Source organism: Anaeroglomus insulsum (assembly GCF_050689095.1).
GTDB classification, from domain to species: Bacteria; Planctomycetota; Phycisphaerae; order Sedimentisphaerales; family Anaerohalosphaeraceae; genus Anaeroglomus; species Anaeroglomus insulsum.
This window is the reverse complement of the sequence record NZ_JBOGCL010000007.1, coordinates 1-20,554: the sequence shown is the minus strand read 5'-3', so window position 1 is coordinate 20,554 and position 20,554 is coordinate 1. Positions and strand designations below refer to the sequence as shown.

General features: G+C 48.4%; 12 protein-coding genes and 1 tRNA gene. 9 read left to right on the top strand and 4 right to left on the bottom strand.

The genetic code is table 11. From position 1 onward, the window contains the following. The first annotated feature begins 33 nt into the window (after positions 1-33). Positions 34-5,493, top strand: a complete 5,460-nt coding sequence (locus ACQ9LF_RS07610; protein ID WP_462488789.1) for a lamin tail domain-containing protein — start codon at positions 34-36, stop codon at positions 5,491-5,493. A gap of 367 nt (positions 5,494-5,860) precedes the next feature. Continuing rightward, positions 5,861-7,810 (top strand): FG-GAP repeat domain-containing protein, encoded by a 1,950-nt coding sequence (locus ACQ9LF_RS07605; RefSeq protein ID WP_462488788.1) that lies wholly within the window; start codon positions 5,861-5,863, stop codon positions 7,808-7,810. A 100-nt stretch (positions 7,811-7,910) separates the two neighbouring features. Here the strand turns inward: ACQ9LF_RS07605 and ACQ9LF_RS07600 are convergent, their stop codons facing one another. Then, positions 7,911-8,666 carry an SIR2 family NAD-dependent protein deacylase gene (locus ACQ9LF_RS07600; RefSeq protein WP_462488787.1) on the bottom strand — a complete coding sequence of 252 codons (756 nt, stop codon included), beginning with the start codon at positions 8,664-8,666 and terminating at the stop codon, positions 7,911-7,913. A 198-nt stretch (positions 8,667-8,864) separates the two neighbouring features. Here ACQ9LF_RS07600 and ACQ9LF_RS07595 point away from each other — a divergent pair, with 198 nt between their 5' ends. The 3 genes from ACQ9LF_RS07595 to ACQ9LF_RS07585 all read left to right on the top strand — a co-directional run bounded on the left by ACQ9LF_RS07595 (position 8,865) and on the right by ACQ9LF_RS07585 (position 13,412). Then, positions 8,865-10,376, top strand: a complete 1,512-nt coding sequence (locus ACQ9LF_RS07595) for an oligosaccharide flippase family protein (protein ID WP_462488786.1) — start codon at positions 8,865-8,867, stop codon at positions 10,374-10,376. 152 nt (positions 10,377-10,528) lie between these two features. Beyond that, complete coding sequence (locus tag ACQ9LF_RS07590; RefSeq protein ID WP_462488785.1) at positions 10,529-12,148, top strand: alkaline phosphatase family protein; 1,620 nt, start codon at positions 10,529-10,531, stop codon at positions 12,146-12,148. Position 12,149: 1 nt separating this feature from the next. After that, positions 12,150-13,412 (top strand): glycosyltransferase, encoded by a 1,263-nt coding sequence (locus ACQ9LF_RS07585; RefSeq protein ID WP_462488784.1) that lies wholly within the window; start codon positions 12,150-12,152, stop codon positions 13,410-13,412. Between the two features lie 40 nt (positions 13,413-13,452). Here ACQ9LF_RS07585 and ACQ9LF_RS07580 read toward each other — a convergent pair whose 3' ends face one another. Together ACQ9LF_RS07580 and ACQ9LF_RS07575 are read right to left on the bottom strand one after the other, a co-directional pair. Next, the gene (locus ACQ9LF_RS07580; RefSeq protein ID WP_462488783.1) at positions 13,453-14,007 is read right to left on the bottom strand and encodes a hypothetical protein; all 555 of its coding nucleotides are present in this window, start codon (positions 14,005-14,007) and stop codon (positions 13,453-13,455) included. A gap of 328 nt (positions 14,008-14,335) precedes the next feature. Beyond that, the gene (locus ACQ9LF_RS07575) at positions 14,336-15,073 is read right to left on the bottom strand and encodes a polysaccharide biosynthesis/export family protein (protein ID WP_462488782.1); all 738 of its coding nucleotides are present in this window, start codon (positions 15,071-15,073) and stop codon (positions 14,336-14,338) included. A gap of 221 nt (positions 15,074-15,294) precedes the next feature. On the opposite strand from ACQ9LF_RS07575, the gene ACQ9LF_RS07570 reads away from it, so the two are divergent. Then, positions 15,295-15,385 (top strand) — tRNA-Ser (locus ACQ9LF_RS07570). Positions 15,386-15,443: 58 nt separating this feature from the next. Continuing rightward, on the top strand, positions 15,444-16,634 hold the full coding sequence (locus tag ACQ9LF_RS07565) for a sialidase family protein (protein WP_462488781.1): 1,191 nt from the start codon (positions 15,444-15,446) through the stop codon (positions 16,632-16,634). Between the two features lie 99 nt (positions 16,635-16,733). Here ACQ9LF_RS07565 and ACQ9LF_RS07560 read toward each other — a convergent pair whose 3' ends face one another. Further along, positions 16,734-17,744 (bottom strand): substrate-binding domain-containing protein, encoded by a 1,011-nt coding sequence (locus ACQ9LF_RS07560; RefSeq protein WP_462488780.1) that lies wholly within the window; start codon positions 17,742-17,744, stop codon positions 16,734-16,736. Positions 17,745-18,240: 496 nt separating this feature from the next. On the opposite strand from ACQ9LF_RS07560, the gene ACQ9LF_RS07555 reads away from it, so the two are divergent. Both ACQ9LF_RS07555 and ACQ9LF_RS07550 read left to right on the top strand, forming a co-directional pair. Then, positions 18,241-18,948: a PEP-CTERM sorting domain-containing protein gene (locus tag ACQ9LF_RS07555; protein ID WP_462488779.1), complete on the top strand. Its 708-nt coding sequence runs from the start codon at positions 18,241-18,243 to the stop codon at positions 18,946-18,948. A 187-nt stretch (positions 18,949-19,135) separates the two neighbouring features. Then, a partial coding sequence (locus ACQ9LF_RS07550) for a PKD domain-containing protein (protein WP_462488778.1) occupies positions 19,136-20,554 on the top strand: 1,419 nt, incomplete at its 3' end.

Below are 20,554 nucleotides of genomic sequence, written 5' to 3'. Positions count from 1 at the left end.
GACTCTGGGGGTGGAAAGATGATGTTGGACTGTATGGCAAGAGGATGGAACAAAAAGGTATTGATCTATTTTATTTGTATTTTAGCCGGCCTGAAAATGACTCTGGTATATGCCGAGGTTCCTCTTGTGGATATTACGCAGCCCGGGGACACGATCATGGGAGTACCCAATGATAACGACTGGCCTCCTGCAGAAGCACCCCAATATGCCATTGATAATAATATTAATACAAAATACCTGCACTTTAAAGGCGAAACCCAGGCCACGGGTTTTTGCGTTACGCCCACGGACTCCCATGTCGTTGTTGTGGGGCTGTCCTTGACAACAGCCAATGATGTTGAGAGTCGGGACCCGGTAAGCTATGAACTTTACGGTTCCAATACCAGTATCACCGGGCCCTATTCCTTGATCGCCGCAGGTGATATCGTGGATTTTAATCAGGTCGTAGCCTGGCCTCGCTATACAAGAAATGCTACACCAATTCTGTTTTCGAATACCATTGCTTATAAACATTATAAACTGATTTTCCCGGCTGTGCGCAACCCATCCGGTGCCAACAGTATGCAGATTGCCGAGGTAGAGCTGCTTGGCCAGCCGGACGGGCAATGGCCTCCGGTTGTGAATGCCGGAGATGCTCAGGTTCTGGTACAGCCTCAGACTCGAACGCAGCTTGCAGGCGATGTTCAGCTTTATGGGACGGTATCGGATCCCTATCAGTATCAATGGACACTGACTGCTGGGCCGGATGGAGTGTCGATTGATGACTTGGCTTTCGAACCGAATCAACGTGTTCTAAATCCGATTGTGCAATTTCCTGCAGTTGCAGGCCTATATCAGATGACTTTGACGGTGTCTAATTCAAGTTTCTCGGTTGCGGACTCCGTTCCTATTGTAATTTCAGACTCATTGTGTCCTGTGGGGGATATTACCGGGGATTGTACGGTCGATGTGGCAGATTTTTTAATCCTGGCACAATCCTGGCTGGATGCGGATATTCTGGCCGGGCAGCGGCCGGATTTGGACGGGAATAATGGTGTAACTCTGTCGGATATGGCGGTGTTGGCACAGTCATGGCACAAGCAGGGGCCCTCTGTGGTCATCAGTGAATTTATGGCGCTGAATACGGCTAAACTACCTCTTCAGACCGGACAAATTCTCGATGAAGATTATCAATCTTCTGACTGGATTGAATTGTGTAATACTACGCCATGGCCGATTCATTTGGGTGGCTGGTATTTGACCGATGACCCGGCCAATCTGACCCGCTGGGAAATTCCGGATATTGTTCTGGACTCTGGAGCGTTTATTATCATTTTTGCATCCGGCAAAGACAGACGCACGCCGGGTGAAACGCTGCATACCAATTTCTCACTATCGTCCGGCTCGGGCTTTCTGGGGCTTGTTCTGCCTGATGGCAAAACAATTGTGCATCATTATAATTACCCGGCTCAGTTTGGTAATATCTCGTATGGATTGGCCAGCCCCACCGGTTTGACTTCTCAGGTAGTGGAGCTGATTGCACCGGGAGCTGCGGCATATGCCAAAATTCCGACTGTCAATGACGCCGGGATTCCCTGGACGGACAGCGATTTTATTCCCGAAGGCTGGAAAACGGGAACTACAGGGGTTGGGTATGAAACGCAATCAGGCTATGAATCGTTTATCGGATTGAATCTCCGGCAGGAGATGTATGGGAAAAACGCATCTGCTTATATCCGCATTCCTTTTTGGGTGGATGATTTGACCGGTTTACAGGATTTAAACCTGGAGATAATGTACGACGATGGATTTGTTGCGTATTTGAATACGGGTGGGGCGGTTGCTTCAGACAATGCGCCTGCGGTTCCAGTCTGGAATTCCCAGGCAAATGGTGACCGTAATGACACGCTGGCCGTACGGTATGCGTCCTTTGCCTTGTCGGATGAAGCCTGCGGGCGGTTGCGCAAGGGCTGGAATGTGCTATCCATTCAGGGCCTAAATAAAGGTGTCAGCAGTTCTGATTTTCTGATTTTGCCCAAATTGTCGGCGGTGCGTGTCCAGAATATAGCTATAACCTCTCTGCTGGAATCGTATTTCCAGAATCCCAGTCCCGGGCGTAAAAACAATCCCGGTCAATTTAACCTTGGGCCGGCGATTCGCGATGTGACACGCAATCCCGTGCCGCCGCTGGAATCGGATAATCTGGTTATTACCGCGGCGGTGACTGCGACTGCAAAGCCCATCCAGCAGGTGGAGTTGATTTACTGTGTCGGATTTGGCTCTGAGACGGTTTTGGCGATGAATGATGCCGGCCAGGGCGACGATCGTATTGCCGGCGATGGCATATTTTCCGGCACGATTCCGGCTTCGGCTTACCGCACGGGCGATATGGTGCGATGGGCTGTCCGGGCAACCGATACCGCGTCGGTCCAGACACGAGAGCCGGCCATTCTGTTTACCAGCGATGCACCGCGTTACTATGGAACTGTGGTGGCCGATCCGTCTGTTCAGACCAATCTGCCTGTATTCCGCTATTTTGTTCAGGATACCGCCGCCGAAGCAACCGAAACCGGCACCCGCTGCTCGGTCTTTTTCCGTAACGAGTTTTATGATAATGTGCGCATAGAGCTGCGCGGCGGCAATTATACCAAAGGCCGTAAAATTCATTTTAATGAGGGGTATCATTTTCTGTTTGATCCGAAGTATGAACGGGTGGACGAGATAAATCTCAATGAACAGGGTGCAGACCCAACCTATCTGCGTCCTTCTCTGGCGTTCAATACGTTTGCTGCGGCGGGATTGCCGTGCAGCATCGTATTTCCCATGCGTGTGATCCGCAATAACGGTGATCCGTATGTTCGTGTATTTGTCGAACAGCCGGACCGGCATCTGCTGCGACGTACCGGACTGGATGACGATGGGGCTTTTTATAAAGTGTATTCCGATTTAAACGCGACTCTGTCCGGCGAACAGGTGGAACGGAAAATTACACGGCTGTATGAGGATAACAGCGATTTAAAGGCGCTGGCGGTCGGAATCGACCCCGCAAACCCTACACGCGGCACATTTCTTTTTGATAATGTCAATCTTCCCGCCGTCATTACCTATCTGGCGGTATGTACCCTGGTTCATGAGAATGACCATACCCACAAGAACTATTTTCTTTATCGTGACACGAATGGTTCCGGGGAATGGATGTTCATTCCATGGGACAAGGATTTGACATTCGGACTCAACCACAACATTTCCGGTATTACTGCCGCTCAGGACTGGCCTGGCGACATTCGTTCGCCCAGTCATCCGTTTTTCGGCAGCCAGAATCATCAGAAAGTTGATTATAAATGGAATCGTCTTTTTGATGCTGTGTATGCAGATTCGGTGGCTCGGCAAATGTACCTGCGGCACCTCCGGACACTGATGGATGCCTATTTGCAGGCCCCGGGAACCCCAGCCGCTCAGTTGTACTATGAAAAACAAATCGATGAGCTGGCTTCCCTGATGGCATATGAAGGCGTGTCCGATTTGACCGCGAACCTTAATGCGATAAAAAATTCGTATTTGCCGGTCCGTCGGACCCATTTGTATGTCAATCATTTGGAGGGTTCAACCTGGCCGGATGAGCCTGCTGGCATTCCTGCTGCCCAGCCCCAGCAGGTGGATCTGCAAATCGGTGATATTGATTACAATCCTGTGTCATGGAATCAGGATGAAGAATACATTCAGATTCTTAATCCCAACCCCTTTGCCGCAGATGTCAGTGGCTGGACAGTGTCCGGCGGGGTGACACACACCTTCGCTCCGGGTACAGTGATTCCTGCCAACGGTGCGATGTATCTGTGCCCCAATGCCAAAGCCTTCAGGGCACGTGCTGTGTCTCCCAAAGGAGGACAGCATTTGTTTGTCCAGGGCGGATACAAGGGGCACCTGTCCAGCTGGGGCGAAACCCTCGAAATCCGCGATACCGCTCAGCGGCTGGCAGCGTCCAAAACTTATCCTGGTAATCCCAGTGATGCCCAGCGTTATTTGCGTATTACGGAGCTGATGTACCATCCGGCCGACAATCCCTCTTTGGAGTATTCCGCCGAAGACTATGAATATATTGAGCTGACTAACATGGGAACCGGGCCTTTAGTGCTTGACGGTGTCAAATTCACCAAGGGCATTACATATCAATTCCCGGACAACATAACCCTGCAAGCCGGACAATATCTGCTGCTGGTGAAAAATCCGGCGGCGTTCGCAGCCGGTTATACGGTTCCGGAAAATACGCTGATTTTGGGCGGTTATCTGGGGTCTCTGGCGAACAGCGGAGAAACCATCAGTCTGGATGACCAGACCAACAGTACGATTCTTGAATTTACCTATGATGACAAGTGGGATGACATTACCGATGGCAAGGGATTCTCGCTGGTCTTCTGTGGAGATTTAAACGGCCTTCCGGAAATATGGAATAATAAAACGTCGTGGCGGGCAAGCGTGGTGATGGGTGGCTCTCCTGGGCTGGCTGAGCAGGGACTGGCTGCTGACAGTATTGTATTCAATGAAATCCTGGCTCATTCTCATGCCAGCCAGCCCGATTGGATTGAACTGTATAATAAAACCGACCAGGATATCCATATCGGCGGCTGGTTCCTGACGGATGACAATACGGATCTCAATACCATTCGTAAATATGAGATTCCGGCCGGGACCATCCTTCCTGGCGGCAGCTATCTGGTGTTCTATCAGCATACCTCGTTCGGCAGTCTTTCACAGCCGATTGAAAAACGTTTTGCTCTCAGTGAGGCAGGCGAGACGGTCTATTTGTATTCTGGTGAGAATGGGGAGGTGACAGGCTACTATCAAACCCGACAAAAATTTGATGCATCCGAAACGGGGATTTCTTTGGGCCGGTATGAAAAAGCCTCTTTGAGCAATGGGTATGATTTTGTCCGGATGCAGACGCCGACGCCGCAGCAGCCCAACAGCACCCCTCTGGTTGCCCCGCTGGTGATAACCGAGATTATGTATAATCCCGTGCAAGGGGCTGATTACGAGTATCTTGAGCTGTATAACCGTTCTTCTGAAGCGGTGTCTCTGATGGCCACAGTGTCAACGGAAAATCCTCAGGGAGTCTTTAATTCGCAGGATTTGCCCTGGACAATTGATGGAATTGGGTATGTATTCCCGTCCGGAATTGTGGTTATGCCTGGCGAGTATATCATTGTTGCCAAAAATCCTTCGTTGTTCAGCAGTGCTTATGGTTCTATTTTGCCAGTCGGTACACGCGTGTTTGGTCCCTATACCGGAAAGCTGGATAATAAAGGGGAAGAAATCGCCATCCAGATTCCGGGTGACCAGGAATGGGATAAGCCAAGGATTTATATTCCGGTCGAAATAATTGATTATTCGGATTCATCACCCTGGCCGACAGGCCCCAACGGCGGGGGGCAATCTCTGCAGCGGATTAATATAAGTGCATATTCCAATGACCCGGAAATTTGGATAGGGCAGAGTCCTCAACCGGGGAAATAAAAATTAATATCCCAAGAATTTTGGCTCATTAGCGGATATCCGAGGGCTTTTTATGGGGGGCATGTTTGGGGATGAAGTTCTGCGGTGTTTTTATCGGACGAATCACATATGGCGTTGCCATATACATTTAATACAAGACAGTGTATATATAATAACACTATATTTAGCGAAAACACATTTGAATTAAAAACCTCGTTTTGGTATAATCCATTTCTGGATATTTCATTTTTTCTGGGGATACGTGATGAGCAAATGCGATCGAACCTCAAAGCGTAGTTGTTGGTATTCTTGGCGGGCTATGGTTTTTGATGCTTACGCCAATCGAAATGACGAAAAAACGAATAAAACAATGTTGAAGGGAGGTTTTATGATGAATAAGTTATTTTTGGCACTCGTGATTGGGTTGGTGGCATGTTTATCCACCGTCTCCCAGGCTGCAGTCTATGGCGGCGGCAGTGGAACACAAGAAGATCCCTATCAGATTATGACTGCTGAGCAGATGAATACCATCGGTCTGAATTCAGATGACTGGGATAAGTATTTTGTCCTGGTGGCAGATATTGATATGTCTGCGTATACCGGTACACAATACAACATCATTGGTAATGCGGTGACCAAGTTTACCGGTACCTTTGATGGCAATGGTTATGTCATAGCCAATCTAAGCTATGCAACCAGTGATATGGTAAACCATGTGGGGCTGTTTGGATATCTTGGTGCAACGGCCAAAATCAATTATCTGGGGCTGGACAATATTTCGATTGTGGCTCCCAATGCCACTTCTGTTGGCGGTTTGGCGGGAGCGACTGAGCTTGGTGCTCTGATTACCGGATGTTATACAGCAGGGGCCATTGAGGGCAACTCTCAGGTGGGAGGATTGGTGGGATCTAATAATGGGGCGGCAACCGCCTGTTACTCAAATTGTTCTATTCAGGGACAGAATAATGTTGGCGGTTTGATAGGATATGATACAGGAGTGATTGTTATTTGTTATGCGTGCGGATCTGTCAGCGGAAACACCAATACGGGTGGCCTTATAGGTGATCGTAGTGGTGGGACTGTCAATAGCAGTTTCTGGGATATGGATACAAGCGGTCAAGCAACCAGTGCTGGGGGGACAGGCAAAACAACCCTGCAGATGAAATCACGGGCGATGTTTGTTAATGCGGGCTGGGATTTTGTTGGCGAATCAGCCAACGGCAACAATGATTTCTGGAAAATGTCTCAAATGACCCATTATCCTATTCTGAGTTGGCAGAAAGAGGTTGTGTATCCCGACTTCAACGGGGATAGCATGGAAGATCTTTTATGGCGGAATGTGAAAACCGGTGAATATCTGTTTTCTCCCATGGGAGTTGACCCCAACGGCCTGCTGGAGATGGGGACTACTGAAAGTCTGGGCGGCAGCCGCAAAACATCTGAAATAAAAGGTATTGTGGATTTCAATGGCGACAAAAAGTCGGATATTTTGTGGCGGAATGTCAAAACAGGAGTATTTTGGGGTTCTTTGATGGATGGCAGTACGGCTATTCTGAATCAGGATTTGGCTGCAAACAGCAAAACGATGCAGATAATTGGCTTTGTGGATTTGAATGCTGACGGGAAAACGGACCTGGTTTGGCGTGAAATCAAAACGGGGGCTTATCAGGGCTGGCTGATGGATGGTTTGACAGTGCTGCAAGCTCAATCGCTGGGTGGCAGCAAAAAGACGGTTCAGATTGCCGGTTTTGCGGATTTGAATGCGGATGGAATGTCAGATATTATTTGGCGGAATGTGAAAACGGGCGCTTATCAGGGTGCCTTGATGGATGGCCTGACTGTTTTGGCCACTGGGGATCTGGGCGGTACAACCAGAACGATCCAAATAGCCGGCTTTGCGGATTTGAATGCGGATGGAATGTCAGATATCATTTGGCGGAATGTCAGAACTGGCGCTTATCAGGGGGCATTAATGGAAGGTCTGACTGTTTTGGCCACTGGGGATCTGGGCGGCACAACCAGAACGATCCAGATAGCCGGTTTCGCGGATTTCGATGCGGATGAGATGTCGGATATTGTGTGGCGGAATGTCAGAACTGGTGCTTATGAGATTGCATTAATGGATGGCCTGTCTGTTGTTGGAAGGGGGAATATAGGCGGTACGACCAGAACGATCCAGATAGCCGGTTTTGCGGATTTCAATGCGGATGGAATGTCAGATATCATTTGGCGGAATGTGAGAACTGGCGCTTATCAGGGTACATTAATGGAAGGTGTTGATGTCTTTGATACTCTGGATTTAGGCGGCAGTACCAGAACCCAGCAGATTGTAAACTAAAGATTACAGCCTCTATATCATCCTGCTCAGCCGGAGCGTTTGTCTTCGGCTGAGTTTTTTTGTGCAGACCCAAGATATTTCTGGAGTGGGGCAACGGGCTTCAATGTTCTTGGGGAGGGAGTATGTCCATGACGGCTTGAGAAAAAGCAGCCAATTCGGTGTGGCAAACCCAATCGGCCAGGGTATCCATGGCGGTGGGTTCGCGATTGATAATAAAAAGTCTGGCCCCATACCGCCTGGCGAGGCTTGCCATTCCGGCCGCAGGGTGCACCTGAAGCGAAGTCCCCATGACTATAAAAACTTTGGCAGAGCCGGAAGATAGCTGAGCCGCATTTAAAGATTCCTGCGGTATCATATCACCAAAGAATACAATGTCTGGACGAATCAATGACTGGCACTGGCAATATGGGACCTGGTGGGTCCGAATCTGTTTGTCAACGTAGGCTCGATCATATGTTTTACCACAGTGAATACAGTGAAAGCCGGTCACGTTTCCGTGGAATTCGATCACGTTGGTCGCCCCGGCCTTCTGATGTAGCCCATCGATATTCTGGGTAATAATGGCGTCCAGGAGGTTTTGGTGTTGCAAGGCTGCCAGCATTCGGTGAGTAATATTCGGTTCTTTGTCGGCCAGAGGGTGAATGTACTCAATGGCAATTTTGTAATACTCCTGCGGCTGATTCAGAAAAAAATCCAGTTCGAAGGTGTCCTGCGAGATTTTGGAATACAGGCCGTTGGGGCTGCGAAAATCCGGAATCCCGGAATCTGTTGATACGCCGGCACCGGTCAGGGCCACAGAATAGTCGGACTGACGGACGGCTTCTAAAAAATGTCTTGCATATTCTTTGATATCCATAGTGGATTTCCAAACCAGTCGATCCATTTTATGCCGAATTATAAGTTATTGACAATAATATTTTTATCGTATTTAATACGCGGCGATGATTAGATTTTTTGCGACGGTCGTATGCTGTTTGCATGGCACAATTACCTAAATTCGGATGTGCTTGACGAACATTTATAATTAAAAAAGATAATAACCTAACACTAATTTATGGTACAAAAAACCAAGGAAAACTCCAATTTATTTTATCAATCCCTGAAAGGGGGGTTTTGGGTTACAGTTTTGCGAATCGCGTCACATGCCATAGGCGTAATCAAGACTATCATCATCGCTAATGCTTTGTTTGTTGAAGACTTCGGTATTATGAGTGCCGCTTTTCTGTTGATGACTTTTTTGGCGGTTATTTCCGAGACCGGCTACAATATGGCCTTGGTCCAGAAAAAAGGTCATATCCTTGATTATCTTGACACGGCATGGACAGTCGGTGTAATTCGAAGTATTTTGCTTTATTTGCTTTTTTATATCCTGACTCCGTTTTTTGTATCGATAGGCATCAAGGATGAATCCCATCGGGTGCTGGCTATCCATGTGATGCGCGTGATGGGGTGTGGGTTCCTTTTCCAGGGATTATCCAATATTGGGGTACTGTTTTTTACTCGCAATATCAATTTTCGTCCGCTAACCTATGTCAAAATAGCCGAAATATTGATTGACTGTACCGTTTCACTGGTATGGTTATATCTCTATCGCAATGTGTGGGCCTATGTGGCCGGATGGATAGCAGCTGGTGCATTTGGTTGTATCATGGGATATGTCATTTGTGATTATCGTCCCAAATTGAAGCTGGATTCTGCAAAGGCCAAAGAGCTCTGGCAATTCGGTAAATGGGTCTATGTGATGTCCATTCTTGGATTTATCCTCACGTTTGGCGACCAGCTTATCGTTTGGGGAGTGCTGGGTATTGGGTCTATTGCACTGTATTATCAGGCATCCCGATATGCTACCCTGCTTTTTTCGGAGATCACAACTATTGTGGGCCAGGTTATGTTTCCGGCTTTTTCCATGCTCCAAGATGATATTGTGCGGTTACGGGATGCATACCTTAAGCTGATTGGTCTGGTTTCATTTGTTGCTGCACCCTTGTCCATTGGGATTATTCTACTGGGGCCCGTTTTTGTGAGGCTTGTGCTCAAACAGGAATATCATGCCATGACTCCAGTGCTGCAGATTCTTGCCTTGAGGGGGTTGTTTCTGGCGATTGGCGGCACACGTGGCCCTTTGTTTAATGCGATCGGAAAACCTCATGCAAATCGCTATAATACGCTGTTGCGAATTGTGATCTTTGCCGTTGCCTTGTATCCATTAAGCCGGCTGTACGGGATAACAGGGATTGCCCTGACGATGCTGGCAATTAGTGTGGTTGTTAATCCGCTGGATTTTTATTTGACACGGCGTCTTTTACAATCGAGCAACTGGGCCATGTATCGTCCTTTTTTTTATCCATTGGCTGCATCATTGTGCATGGGCTTGATTGTATATGCATGCCAGATGTTTTTTTTTCAGAAAGACTCCATTCCTGGACTTTGCATTATGATGATTATTGGAGCGGTGAGTTATCTGGGATTAGCGTATCTGATTGATATTGTATTCAAATCAAAGACCATGGATACAGTGGCAGAAATTATTGCCTTGTGTCGCAGCCGGATGACGCGATCTTCATGATATCGGCGTCTTTTGGCTCAGTGTGTCCCAGGAAGAAGATTGATTGAGAGCATTTGAAAAGATACGGTGTGGGAATGAATGAAACCCATTGCTGAAATTCATAATTGATGATAATATTTGTCAAACACTGAATCTGAAAAAAACCAAAGCATATGACAAAAAATAAAATTTTGTTGATCGGTATTGACGGTGGTTCATGGTCGGTACTCAAACCCGCATTTGAAGCCGGCCAGATGCCGTTCCTGCAGAGTATGTGCCGCAACGGAGTGTCTGGGGTGCTTACATCCACCATTCCAGCGATTACGCCGGCGGCATGGGGGGTTTTCCAGTCCGGCAGAAATCCCGGGCAGACGGGTGTGTTTGATTTTGAATACTGGGATAAAGAGCAAAAGCGGAGTTTTTTTGTCAGTTCCGACTGCCTGGGACAGACCGTGTGGGATATATTGAGCCGAGAGGGATACCGTGTGGGGCTGATCAATGTTCCGATGACTTATCCGCCCCGGCCGGTCAATGGTGTTGTGGTTAGCGGGCTGCCGACACCGTCCATGGATTCGGCTTTCACCTATCCCCAGGAAATCAAAGAGCAATTGATGTTGAAATTCCCGGGCTACCACATATTTAATATTCAGTTTATCTCTCAAAATCTCATTGATGATCCCATTCTGCTGACAGAGGCGTTGTGTGATATTGTCAGAACTCGTGCCAGTGCGGCCTGCTGGCTTTTGGATTCACAGGCATTCGATGTGTTTATGGTTCATTTTCAAGCCAATGATGTGATCCAGCACATGCTCTGGCATTATCTGGATCCCCGTCATCCCGGGTTTTCCGGATCCCTGCAGATGGAACTATTTAGGCGATTTTACCGAGTGCTTGATGAACAGATTCAGCGAGTCTATGCAGCATTTGAAAAAAAGAACGGTGCAATAGATCTGGCCTGTGTGCTTTCGGATCACGGGTTTGGACCTCATTTCAAACGGTTCAATCTGGGCAACTGGCTGGTTCAGGAGGGCTATCTCAGTAAGCCTGGCACCGAGAACACATCGTTGTTGAAAAAAATGACCAGGACACTGAGAGTGGGGACACTTCTAAAGGCATTTATTCCCAGGGACAACGTGGATCGGATTGAAAACGCTGTGCTGAAAAGCCGAGCCGGAGCATGGGATCGTGTGCGTGCGTTTTCTGTCGGACGGAGTAATGAAGGATTTATATATCTCCTGGAACACGAGCCTGCCTTACGTGACGTGCTGGCAAGAGAAATCATCGACAAACTGCAGAGGCTTACAGATCCCGACAATGGCAGTAACGTTGTCCGTGCGGTATATCGCAAGGAGGACATTTACAAGGGCCAGCGAATGAACCATCTTCCCGATTTGATTGTCGATCCGGAAGAAGGATATTCTTTTACGGGGCACTATCAGGCCGATAGCGGTCTGTTCAGTATGGTTCAGCCGTCCACGGATCGACATGTCGGGAAACATCACAAGGATGGTATTTTTATCTTCCAGGGAAAACATATTGTTTCAAGAGGCACAATCACCGCTTCTTTGTATGATATTATGCCGACTCTGCTGTATATGCTGCGAATAGGGATTCCGGGGAATTTGGATGGCCGAATTCTGCAGGAGATTTTCAGTGACGATTTTGTCAAACAGAATCCTCCGATCATGCAGGATGACCAGGCCCTGAAGACCGACAACGGGCATGGACATACGTACTCCGATGAGGATGAGAAAAATATAGAACAGCGGCTTCGTGATCTGGGATACTTGTGAGATGGACCAAACTAATAAGAAAAGGTTTGAGATTGTGGTTGTGACGGGGGCGTTTCCTGTTCTGTCCGAGACATTTATTGTCAATCCGATTATACAGTTGATTGAAACGGGACATCGCATCAGAATCATTCCCTTATCGCCGAAACCGCAAACAGCCAGGATACATGATGATATTAAGAAATACCGACTGATGGACTCTGTAACATACCCTGCGGCTATGGCTCCAGGAAAGTGGGGTAAGCGGTGCAAAGCGGTCTTGGGTTTTTTGAAATTGTTCTTCAGAAGGGGATGGCGTGCAGTCCAAATTCTCCGGGCTAATCTTCGCTGTGAGAACGGTTTTTGCTATACGCGGCTGTTTTTTTCTTTTGATTTGTTCAAGACAGACTTTGATCTGGTACACTGCCACTTTGGCCCTAATGCCGCCATGCTGGTGGATTTGAAAAAGGCCGGACTTGATATCCCCTTGATTACTTCTTTTCATGGTTATGATGTCAACAGCTATCCTCGTCAGGCAGGGCAGAAATGTTATCAAGACCTGTTTGCTCTTGGTGAGCTGTTTACGGCCAATACCCATTTTACAAAAAATAAAATGCTCCGGCTGGGGTGTCCTGAGCACAAAATACATATCATTCACGAAAGCCTGCGATGTGACACATTTTTTGTTCCCTTATCAGAACGCCCTGCTTCGGGTGAGGTTGTGACCCTTCTCACAGTAGGACGCATGGTCGAAAAGAAAGGATACGCCTATTCCCTTAAAGCGATGGCCCTGCTCAAGTCGCGAGGTTATCGATTCCGCTACTGGATGGTTGGAGATGGACCGCTGATGGGCCATTATAAACAGATGGCTGCAGAATTAAATATTACCGAGGATGTCACTTTCCTGGGCGAGCAGACACAAGCAGAGGTATTAAATCTGTATCGACAGGCTGATATATTCATTCTTCCAAGCATCGAAGCAGCGGATGGAGATTGTGAGGGTCAGGGGCTGGTGCTGCAGGAGGCTCAAATGGCCGGAATCCCTGTCGTATCTACACTGCATAATGGAATACCGGATGGTGTACAGAATGGCATTACAGGCTTGCTTGTTCCTGAAAAAGATCCCATACAGCTTGCGGATAAAATCGAATATCTGATACAAAATCCCCATGTTCGTCTTGAAATGGGGCAACGGGGGCAGGAATTCGTTCGGAGTAAGTTTGATGTAGGGCGGGTGACTGAAGCATTGATTGATTTATTTGAGAAAGCTGCCGGCAGGACAAATTAATTTGTTCCGGGGTATAGCACTGTGTTTATGTTTATGCAGTTTATCGATTATGCACAAGCTGGCTGAAATGGGGTTTCTGCCAGGTCCCGATGCCATCCCACCACAACGCCAGATAGTCCATCTCAATCTGTCCAGTCTTGTTGAGTACCATCTGGTGCAGATGACGCATACAGATAATGCCCCCAAGCTGCCAGGCCTGTGCGCCGGCCTGGACAATGGTTCTGTGGGCCTGTTCATCGAGTAGGTGCGGACGGGAAAGCAGTTCCGCCAGCTGGGCAGCCGTCGGTTCCAGCGTCTGGTTCCATAAACGTATGTCCTGAGCCTCTTTTTGCTCAAGACTGGCCAGTAATTGCTGTTTTTCCTCTTCTTTAAGACGTTTCTGCTCCGCTTCGGCTTCTAAACGCTGTTTGCGGTGCTGGGCGCATTGCGGCAGCAGATTTTCAATAAATCCCAGCAACGGATCAAAGACAATCCATACCAGAAACGTAAACGTCAGGGTCCCTTCGGCAACGGTGGACAATATGCCCAGAATGCCCAGTTCCGGCAAGGTGATTGAACATAAGAAACCCGCCACGCTTCCGAGAAATGGACTCACGTCGTACAGTACTATATAATATGCCGAGGTTGTTAAGGGATGCTCAAGAATGGTTTGATGACGTGAGACGCCACGAAAAATGGCAAATACATAAACATTGACAAAAAACAGAAAAAAAACAAGAGAATACCCCGAAAATGAGAAGACCACCCACCATTTGAATCCTGCCTGATGCAGTGCCAGTGATAACAAAAATATTGCACAGGTAACAAACCAAATTGTTCCAAGGACATGGATTCGTTTTAAGGTTGTTTTCGATGAGATCATAGTGTAAAGCTGGCAGTCCTTCAGACTGCCAGCATGACGGAATTCTAAGCGTTGATATTGACTATGGGGCCGCGAACATATTCACAGCGCTGCCGCCCTGCAGGATCGGGCCGACGATTTCCTGGACAGTCAAACCAATTGAGGCAAGAATAGTCGGTGGAACATAGATAATATCTCCTTCCTGCAGAAGAACGTTACAGGTCATATCTCCCTGCTCGACCAGTTTGCGATAATCCAGGGCAAACACTTTTGAGGGTTCTTTGGGATTGGTTGAAGGCCGGATAATCTGTATCTGATCCTTCCAGGCCAGATTATTGGGTACTGCCTTGGTTAGGGCTGACAGAGTTGTTTCCCGGCCGGTGAAGATCTGAGCCCCAGGCTTATTGACCATGCCGACTACATAATAATAATGGCTCATATTCCGGACGCGTACTTCAATGGGGTTGTCGCCGGTCATTTTGTACATGCCCGCGATACGTTCTGCGATTAATTGAGCAACCTGGCGTGGGGTTTTGCCAGCGACGGTAATTTCACCGACTCGTTCAAAGGAAATCACGCCATCCGGGCGAACGGTCTGGGTCTGTCCAAGCATCGAGCCTGTCCCCATCAGTTCCGGGACCGAGGTACAAATGACCGTGACGTCATCCGGCGGCAGAATTACATAGTCACTCGCTGTGACTGTTGCATCGTTTGGGTATGTGAACGCCTTTAGATTTTTCGGGTCGGCCTTAAAGCATCCCGAAACAGAGGCCATCACCAAACAAGCGATAATGGCGACACAATTCAACCTGTATTTCATGGCTCAGCCCTTTCAATAAATTAGTAGTGTTATTACCTCTTCTTCGGCAAAAATAGAGTGTCAGATTAGCGACTAATGTAATCGATTATTGGATTTTGTCAATGAGTAAAGTCTGGCCGAGGAAGACAAAATAGCCTTTTTTGATGAAAAATTTCGGATTTAGACTAAACGCTCTTGCAATCTGGCCAATCCAGAGGTAAATTACGGGTCTGATATCACTTGGAGAGGTGGCCGAGAGGCTGAAGGCAACGGTTTGCTAAACCGTCGTACGGGTAATAACCCGTACCGAGGGTTCGAATCCCTCCCTCTCCGTTTTTTTTCATCGCTGAAACCACAACTATATACACTTTTTATTGCTCAGGTGTGCACAATGATGAAAAAGGAAGGGTTGTTTGCGGTTATCATATTGCATGGAATCCTGGCTTGGTTGAATGCCTGCGCACAAACAGCTTTGGCTGAAAACAGTGCCCCTTCTGTTTCGCGGGGTTATTCGATACCTCTCATTGACTTGTCAGATCATTATTATCGTCAAACCCTTGTGGATTATGAGGCAGGGCAATACCTGGGGCATCCCACGACTGTGCTGCTTGAGGATGACAAAACCATGATTTGTGTCTATCCCAAAGGCCATGGCCGGGGAGCGATTATCATGAAACGCAGTACCGACGCTGGCCTGACCTGGAGTGACCGTCTTGTTACGCCGGCCAATTGGACGACGTCCAAAGAGGTGCCGACCATTCATCGGGTCGTGGATCCGCAGGGTAAAAAACGATTAATCCTGTTTTCCGGCCTATATCCGGTTCGCATGGCGGTCTCGGAAGATGATGGACTAACCTGGTCTCCATTGCAGAAAGTCGGCGACTGGGGTGGAATTGTGGTGATGGGATGTCTAACCGAACTCAAGACCGGCAGGGGCCATTACATCGCAATGTTTCATGACGATGGACGGTTTATCAAAGAAGAGGGTAAAGCAGCTGGAATGTTCACTTTGTATAAGACTTTTTCGAACGATGGGGGCTTGAGCTGGTCTTTGCCCGAAGTGGTGTATCAGTCCGACCAGATTCATCTATGCGAACCGGGGATTATCCGCTCCCCGGACGGCAGACAGCTGGCCGTCCTGCTTCGCGAAAACGCTCGTAGGAAGAATTCCCATGTCATTTTTTCTGAGGATGAAGGCAAAACATGGAGCCAGCCGCGTGAACTTCCCGGCGCCCTGACCGGTGACCGACACACGGGTAAATATGCCCCCGATGGCCGACTGTTTATTTCCTTCCGAGATACCACCTTCGAAAGCCCCACCCGGGGAGATTGGGTCGGCTGGGTTGGTACCTATGAGGATATTGTTGAGGGAAGAGAAGGCCAGTATCGCCTCCGTCTGATGGACAACAAACACGACTGGGACTGCGCCTATCCCGGCGTGGAAGTACGGCAGGATGGAACCTTCATCGCAACGACTTACGGCCACTGGACCGCGGGAGAACAACCCTACATCATGTCCGTACGATTTACGCTCCAGGAACTGGACCAAATGGCTCAAAAACTTGTCAAGTCGGGAAAATAACTGAATTGAGGCATGTTGGAGCCTATCGCTTCGCACGGAGTGACAGTGCCTTGTGATTTGCCAGCGATATTCTTCGGCAAGGGGGGCGAAAAATCAATGTTATGTTTTGCGATGAATATTACGCCAGAGATGGGGGAGCTGTCCGGTCAGTTCTTTAAAGGCACGGCGCATATTGGTTGTAGAGTTAAAGCCTGCACGGGCAGCAATAACGTCCAGAGGCAGATCGGTGTCAATCAACAGAGTCCTTGCAACATCATAATGAGCATGGATGATTTCATCATGGATGGAACGTCCGAGGGTCTTTCTGAATTTCATCTGCAGGGACCGCTTGCTAATGCATAGATGGCGGGCAATATCATCTACCTGCATGGCCTGGCTGCGGTTATCATAGATAAACTTCAGCGCCTCAACCATATCGGGATCATCAACAGCAAAAATATCGGTTGAGCCGCGGCTTTTAACCTCGGCCGGCTGCATGCGGATACATTGGCCGCGGAGTGTATCACGTCCCGAAATGATGGCATCCAGCAGGGCCGCGGCGTCATATCCGGCCTTGCTCAGGTTGAATGAGATGCTCGACAGCGGCGGATCACAAATAGTGCAGACCGCCTCATCATTATCCACACCAAGGATTGCAATGTCTTCGGGAATGGCAAGGCCTGCTTCGCGAGCCGTATTGATCAGATAACAAGCCAGGATGTCGCAACTGACTAAAATCGCTACGGGCTTGGGCAACTGCTTGAGCCAGTCCACCAGCCCCTGCTGGCCGTGATTGAGGGTCATGCCGATCCAGAGCTGATTGAATGGAACCAGGTCATTGGCCAGCGGAATCTGGCCCCCCTTATAGACGTGCAGTGTTCGTCCATCGGCAGCAGCACATCGGGCAAAATGGTTCATACGTTCCAGAGACCAGCGTGCCTCAGTCAGTCCAAAGAAGGCAAAATTGGTAAATCGTCTTCGGACAAAATAGTCATAGGCGGTCTGGGCGACTTTTTCGGAGTCCGCGCTGATATAAGGTAATGAATGCATGGTTTGCAGCGTTGAAAAGGCGACGACTGGAATCCCGATATCAAGAATCTGCTGGGCCTTGGTAGAGGTTTGGACGCTCACAAAAGCTCCTTTGCAATTTCGCCTCTTCAAAAACGCAAGGGATTCGATGGAACTATCCGGCCAGACAATCAATTGCCAGTTTGTGTTGGCTTTAACATAGTCTGTAATTCCGGACATGATTTTCTAGGTATTTTGGGTGATGCTGTTATGAACAAACGCAATTTTTGTCTTTTCCTGCATGGGCACTTGTCCGACAGGGTCCTTACAGTTATGCCGCAACACGCTATATTCGCTCGTTTACCATGTTTATCAAGGGTTGTCAAGGCGTTCCGGCAAATCATTCTTTGGTTAAATGCAAGAGTATGTCTTTTATTTGCGCAAAAAAGTGGTTATTTCTGCGCAACATTGCCTTATTTTGATGCATTGAGTGTGAGATAATATAAAATCAAGAAAAACCAACGGCGGGTCATTTTAGGCATTAGGGATTCCGGAAGGCGTTGTGCCTGAGTGGAGCAATTTACGATGTGCAATGCATTGAATTGAGAGGAGAGGTAAAATGAACAAAATGACTTATTATCAGGTGTTGATTGTGCTGCTCATCACGATCATGGTGTTTTCCAGTCCTACCCAGGGGAGTGTTGTTATCTCTGCAACTCAGGGAAAAGCAATCCAGTACAAGAACGACTCGGGGGCTTGGGTTTCTGAAACGCGTCTGAAAACTCGCACGGCCGGAGTCTGGGACGACGATCCGGCACTCAATACGCTGGATGCCAACAAGTCTTATCTTCAGTTCGATCTTACAAGTCTATATGCAGCAAATCCCGGGTTGAAGGGTAATATTTCCAGTGCAACCCTCACCATTTATGCTATCACCGACGCCAAATCTTATGTGGTCAGCGGTTTGAAGGATGGCGGTAATGAGGCCTGGAGTGCGGACACCATTGACTGGTTCTCTGCTCCGGGTAATGATACGACCAGTGGTACGGCACTGCTTGCTGATCAGACTGTTATGCTGTACACCGTCAATCCGACCGTCGCTAATGGGGCGGCGACCCAGGATGTGACAGCATTTCTGAATACGGATACAGACGGACTGGTAACCTTTATCTTTACTGCAGGCGGAACTACCTATATGTATAATGTTCTGCCAGGCGCTTACTATAATGCAGACTACGTGCCCGTATTGACCCTGGTCATTCCGGAGCCGGCGAGCCTGATGCTGTTTGCATTGGGTGGGTTGGCGATGCTGAACAGACGCCGTTAAAGAGCGGGAGAATCTCCACATACCGCAATAGCTATTTATTTAAGCTTCGGATACCAGTAAAAAACAGGTGTCTGGCGGTTATCGAAAGCTGGAAAACGTGACAGACGTGTCGTGCAGCGCAGGGAGAGGCGCTGCCGAAATGAGTCTGCGATATCTCGATCAGTAACATAATTGAGGAGACCCTAATATGAAGAAATTATGTTTCCTGACGGCTGGGTTATTGACATTCCTGCTTGTATTTCATTCCATTGCCAAGGCAGACAGAACGGTTTCTGTCAAAGCCTCACAGGGTAAAGCGACAGACTGGCGAACGCCGGACACGGTTATGGGCAATACCACCCAATTGATGACGCGTAGTGTTTCGGGCAGCAATGATTGCAAAAAATCATGGCTGCAATTTGATCTGACCTCTTTGTATGCGGAAGATTCCAGTATTCCGGGCAATATTCTTGATGCCAAACTGATCTTTTATGGCGGCAAGTCCGAAACAGGTGCCAAAAGCTATGTCGTTAGTGGTCTCAATGATGCGGCCGGTCTGGAGGACTGGGTTGCATCGACACTAACCTGGAATAATGCGCCGGGTAATGACATTAACAGCGGTACCGGTTTGATTGCATCCAAGACGACCTCGCTGTACTCTGCATCGATCCCTGTGCCTGTGCTGGATGTGATGTCGGAAACACCGGCGGCCAACCGGCCAGCACTGACAACATTTTTAAACACTGACACCGATGGCAAAATTACCTTTATCTTTACTGCCGGCAGCACGACATACCTGTGGAACGTCGGGCAGCCTCTGGAACCGGTGCTGACTCTGACCTACGCATTGGGAAAAAATCCTGATAAAGCTCACAATCCCAGTCCGGCCGATGAGGCGGTTGTCGAGACTGATTTGGCATCGTTGTCGTGGACCAACCCGGAACCCAATTCCCCCGGCGGCGTGTTGGTTTGCGACGTGTATCTGGGAACAGAACCCAATGTTCTGACGATGGATAAAAAGACGTTGACAGCGGGTATTTCCACCGTGGCCGTGAATCAGGTTAATTTTCCTAAATATGGAGCACTCAATAATCAACAGACCTATTACTGGAAGGTGGATGTGCATGACAGCAGTTCGCCGGATGTGATTTACGGTCAGATGTGGAGTTTCTTTACCAATAATAATGCAGCGCCGGAAGTGGACGCCGGTCCAGACCAGGTGGTATGGCTGGGCAAAAGCGGCATACCGGGACAGGAACTTGTTGTTCTGGACGGAACGACATCGGATGATGGCATGCCAACGCCTGGGTATTCAGTTCAGTGGAGTCAGATTAGCGGTCCAGCTGTCACCATCAGCCCGAGTAATACGGATGATACCTCGGTAACAATCACTACCCGTGGTACTTATCTCTTTGAGTTGAAAGCCGATGACGGTAACCGGCAGGCAGCCGATACAGTTGTGATTATTGTTGGAACCGATTCCTGTGATGCATCCCATATGAGTACTGGTCAGCCGTATGATGCCGGAGATCAGAATCATGACTGCATGGTGAACCTGCAGGATTTTGCAGTGCTGATTTCCGCGAACTGGCTGAATTGTACCGATACGCTGACGGACTGTGCTGAC